Origin of the sequence: Paenibacillus sp. N3.4, assembly GCF_008017805.1 — a bacterium.
Taxonomy (GTDB): domain Bacteria; phylum Bacillota; class Bacilli; order Paenibacillales; family NBRC-103111; genus Paenibacillus_E.
In genome coordinates, this window is record NZ_VRTT01000193.1 from 1 (window position 1) to 1,544 (window position 1,544).

Below are 1,544 nucleotides of genomic sequence, written 5' to 3' on the forward strand. Positions count from 1 at the left end.
GAATCAATTTCATATCTCTGAGCCCTTGGGGCTCTAAGTTTAAAACGACAAAAAAATAGGGTACCTCCCCAAATCCTGTATAATGAGAGTTACGACACACACATTAACAGACTGGAGAGATACCCCTATGTCCATTATACGACAAGAAAGCCTGTTTGACATGCAAGTTTTATTCGATTTGGAACCTACCCAACGTTTTAATTCGGTTTTATCCGGTATTGACATTCATCCAATCCTAGATGTTGTGATGAAAAGGTCGCGATTTGGACCAAAACAATCACTTAATTACTCCGCGATGATCTATTCGTTGATTATTCGAATCACGGAGCGTATCCCATTCATTAAGGACCTTGTGAAGCGTCTTTCTACGGATTTACGATTTAAGGTTGATTGTGGATTCTTAGTATCGGATGAGATTCCATCTGAAGCTTCCTATTCGCGTATGATCACGTTAATTAGTGAATCAGACGCGTTAGAAATTGTTCAAGAGCGTCTTCTTCTCCAGGCAATATCGGAAGGATTTGTCTCAGATACAACAATAGCCATTGATGCAACCCATGTTGAATCACGTGACCGCGCTCCATTCAAACAGAAAAGGTTAAAAAGGAACCTCAGAAAAGAGGTCGTAAAAAGAAAGAAGAACGTGAACAGTGGCTCCTTGAGCAGGCTGAGAAAGAAGCTAATCTTCCACTCTATGAGAAAACAATTGCAGACCAACTGGATGTACCACTCGAGGAACTTCGCTCCGCTGTACCCATTCAACCTGAATGGGGGGTGAAGAAGAATAGCGAAGGGAAGAATATCTTTTGGTTCGGATTTAAGTGCCATCTAGCCGTTGGGACGAAAAGCCAATACATCCTTCAATCGCTGTTTTCTTCTGGCAGTCTTAACGATGGAAAAGCTGCAATTCCTTTATTGAAGGGGGTCCACGCCCGTTTACCTTCTTTAGAAATCAAGAGGACGACAATGGACGCCGGTTATGACTACTACCCTATTTATGAACAAGTTCATCGTATAGGAGCCCAGTCTGTCATAGCATACAATAAGAAAAATGAGCCTGAACCAATAGGCTTCGATAAGCACTTCGCGCCAACATGTGTGCGAGAGCATAGTTATCGTTACGACAGCTATGATACAAAATATGGAACATTAAAATATACACGACCAATCGAATGTAAAGAATGTCCATTAGCCCGCGACAGCCTTTGTCAAAAGGTTTATAAAAAGAAGTTACAGATGACCTGAGACGCTACACGGTACCGGCAAGAGGCTCGATGAAATGGACTGAAATCTATAAGGAACGAAGTGCCGTTGAGCGCGTAAACGCCTATCTTGAAGGTTATTTTCTATTGAATCAGATTTACCATTGTACAGGGAAGAAAGCTAAAGTCCATTTTGATTTGGTTCATCTTGCGTACAACGCCTGCAAACTGGCAGTTGATCGGCTTTCCCAACTACAACTTTCTGTAGCATAATTAGCTATTTCATTCGTTTTTTTAAGAAATCATCGAAATTCTGTTTCTTTATGATTTTTTAAAAGTGCG

The 1,544-nt window shown here is 41.1% G+C and carries 1 pseudogene; it reads left to right on the forward strand.

Going from position 1 to position 1,544, the window contains the following annotated elements:
* Nucleotides 1–127: 127 nt before the first annotated feature.
* Nucleotides 128–1,475 (forward strand): annotated as a pseudogene (locus tag FU659_RS34880) (transposase).
* The last annotated feature ends 69 nt before the right edge of the window (nt 1,476–1,544 follow it).